Origin of the sequence: Clostridium massiliamazoniense (assembly GCF_001403635.1) — a bacterium.
Taxonomy (GTDB): Bacteria; Bacillota; Clostridia; order Clostridiales; family Clostridiaceae; genus Sarcina; species Sarcina massiliamazoniense.
Genome location: NZ_LN879462.1, coordinates 1 through 1,879, shown reverse-complemented (window position 1 = coordinate 1,879; position 1,879 = coordinate 1). Strand labels below are relative to the sequence as shown.

The window sequence follows — 1,879 nt, the reverse complement described above, 5'->3', positions numbered from 1 at the left end:
ATAAGCTCTTTACTTTGCTCATAAACTATAATTTCATTAACAGTATCTTTTTTTGATATTTCTTGAACATAATATCCAAGTCCTAACCCTAAAACTCCTACTTTACCATTAGCATTTTTAATTGCTTCATATGTTCCCTGTATTTCTTTTGGAGATATTTCCATCACAAGTTGATACAGTATGATTTAACTTAGCATAATAAAAGCTATGTAGAACGCCTAATATTTTACATAACTTTTTTAATATTTCATTTTCTTCTTTAATTTTAGCAACTTCTTTCATTGTCATAAATTCTTCATCGTTAACTTTAATTTTTTATTATTCTTTATCCATCCATTTATCGTTGATTTCGCTATGCCATATTCACTACTTATTTCTGTTACACTCATTCTAGAATTGTATAAATCAGAAATTATTTCTTTGTGTCCATTATTTTATACTAACAACAATAATTTTAATCAATAAAATATACATTAAAAACAATTTATATGTTAATTTTTTTAATTTTTTTTATAAAGTATATTAAGTATATAATATAATTATAAACAAGGAGATTTATTGTATGAGAAAAAAATTAATATATATAATCCTATTTTCGGTTATAAGTGGCATTACATTTAAATTACCTTATTTAAAGTATAATCAGAAATATAAAAATTATAATACACAAAATGTAAAATTATTAAATTATAATAATTCTTCTTTAAAACAAGCTATTTTTAATGAATATGGAAAAGTTAATCAAGAAAATTTAAATCAAATTACAACTTTAACTTTATCAAATTCAAATTTTTTACTTAATAATAATCAAAAAATAATTAAAAATTTAAAAAATTTAAAAACTTTAGTAATAAATAATAGTATAATTGATAGTAAGTTATTAACTGCTTTTTTAAATACAGATAAAAACTTAAATAATATATATTTCAAACTCTGTAATAGTTGGAAATTTATTTTCTGGAATACATAAATGTGAAAATTTAAATTCATTATCAATAACTAATTCTACTTTTTCAAATGGAATTTCAACAGATATAGAAAATTTAATAAATTTAAAAACAATTTCATTAATTAATGATACTTCAAATGGTGTATTTCCTAATTCTATTACAAATATTAAAAATTTAAATATAATCAAAATAATTAATTCATCAATTAATTGGAGTTTACCATCAACATTAGGTAATTTAACAAATTTAAAAATATTAAATTGTTCTAATTCATCAATTTTAGGAGAAATTCTTAATTCAATTAAAAATCTGCAAAACTTAAAAGAATTCATAATAACAAATAGTAATTTAACAGGAAATATACCTGATTCTATTACAGATTTAAAAAATATCTCAATAATTAATTTGGAAGGAAATAAATTAATTGGTTATATACCTAATAATTTATCTAATTTAAAATATCTAAAAAAATAAATTTAAGTAATAATCAACTTATAGGAAATATTCCTAATATTAAAAATTTGCAAGTAAAAAATAATTTGCTAGATGCTAAAAATCAAGGATATTTAAAATTAAGAAAAAAATATCTTTAAATAATAATTTAATTAAAGATATAGAAATTAAGTATAAGGATTTTAATACAAATAATAGTAATACAAATATAAATAATAAAGTAATTATACATATAGGTAATAATATGAATTCAAACAATAATATAAATGTGTCAGATGCAATATCAACTTTATCAAACAAATATATTATAAAGAAACAGGATTAATTGGTGATTCTATTGAAAATGAAAGTATACCAACTTTAGAAAATTATCATATTGATTATGTAACAGTTAATGGAGTAAAGACTGATATTAATCAGTTACCTAAATATTATTTAGGTAACAATATGAATATTGTTTATCATTTAAAAGAATT

4 protein-coding genes and 1 pseudogene are annotated in these 1,879 nt (G+C 18.5%); 2 read left to right on the top strand and 3 right to left on the bottom strand.

The features are described from left to right. The 3 genes and pseudogenes from ARA19_RS17920 to ARA19_RS16950 all read right to left on the bottom strand — a co-directional run. Window positions 1-185, bottom strand: a pseudogene (locus tag ARA19_RS17920) (hypothetical protein); the annotation flags it as partial. After that, window positions 127-288 carry a hypothetical protein gene (locus ARA19_RS17700; RefSeq protein ID WP_197276534.1) on the bottom strand — a complete coding sequence of 54 codons (162 nt, stop codon included), beginning with the start codon at window positions 286-288 and terminating at the stop codon, window positions 127-129. The gene ARA19_RS17700 and the pseudogene ARA19_RS17920, both read right to left, overlap by 59 nt. Then, window positions 285-389 carry a helix-turn-helix domain containing protein gene (locus ARA19_RS16950; RefSeq protein WP_197276533.1) on the bottom strand — a complete coding sequence of 35 codons (105 nt, stop codon included), beginning with the start codon at window positions 387-389 and terminating at the stop codon, window positions 285-287. Before ARA19_RS16950 ends, ARA19_RS17700 begins: the two co-directional genes overlap by 4 nt. 173 nt (window positions 390-562) lie before the next feature. Here ARA19_RS16950 and ARA19_RS00270 point away from each other — a divergent pair, with 173 nt between their 5' ends. Both ARA19_RS00270 and ARA19_RS18225 read left to right on the top strand, forming a co-directional pair. Continuing rightward, window positions 563-970, top strand: coding sequence for a hypothetical protein (locus ARA19_RS00270; RefSeq protein WP_055068974.1), 408 nt, complete (start codon window positions 563-565; stop codon window positions 968-970). Continuing rightward, window positions 915-1,424, top strand: coding sequence for a leucine-rich repeat domain-containing protein (locus ARA19_RS18225; RefSeq protein ID WP_423230597.1), 510 nt, complete (start codon window positions 915-917; stop codon window positions 1,422-1,424). The genes ARA19_RS00270 and ARA19_RS18225 overlap by 56 nt, the downstream gene beginning before the upstream one ends. Window positions 1,425-1,879 lie beyond the last annotated feature (455 nt).